Source organism: Halomonas jincaotanensis (assembly GCF_018448785.1).
Taxonomy (GTDB): Bacteria; Pseudomonadota; Gammaproteobacteria; order Pseudomonadales; family Halomonadaceae; genus Halomonas; species Halomonas jincaotanensis.
On the sequence record NZ_JAHCLU010000058.1, the window covers coordinates 1 to 625 of the forward strand.

1 pseudogene is annotated in these 625 nt (G+C 52.5%); it reads right to left on the reverse strand.

The window, feature by feature from the left end:
• Positions 1–240, reverse strand: a pseudogene (locus KG088_RS19445) (transposase); the annotation flags it as partial.
• Between the last annotated feature and the right edge of the window lie 385 nt (positions 241–625).

Below are 625 nucleotides of genomic sequence, written 5' to 3' on the forward strand. Positions count from 1 at the left end.
ACCGTGTTAACGGATGCCAAGCCATATTCAAAGCACACTGAGCCTGTCCTTGGCACCGTCCTGCCAGCACCAGTGAGGCCAGGGGAAACAGGCTGAACAACTGGGCCTGGTTCTTGTCCCGCCCTGTATAGCGTGCCTTTCGGTAGCCGAAGAGGTTCTTGATGACATGAAAGGGGTGCTCGACCTTGGCACGGAAACATACCTTGGATTTCTCGAACGCCAGCAGCAAAGATTTATGGGGCTGTCTTCCAGCTTATTGATGGTGCCACCCGGCCACACAGTGTCAGGAATCTGTGGCGTCCTTCTTCTCGCCCAGATATTTCCGCATGCCGGTGTAGCTGGCATCGCCGTATATCCGCTTGTCGTCAAACCGAACAAAAGAGCCAGGCAATCTATCTCAGGATGTTCATGCCATCGGCGGCTTAAAGCCGATAGGCTGCTTTAACTTGCTGTGGCAGATTTTATGCCGTATTTTTCTTGTTGGGTTGGCACTTTTTTTGCCGGTCTTTTTATTACCTTAGGCTGCCGTCAATTTCGACTTCAGATATACTCTCTTGGCGACACAATGCACTGACAGCATCGACAATGCCAGAGGCGATCAACCGCTGGTGGGCTTGCCCCGCCA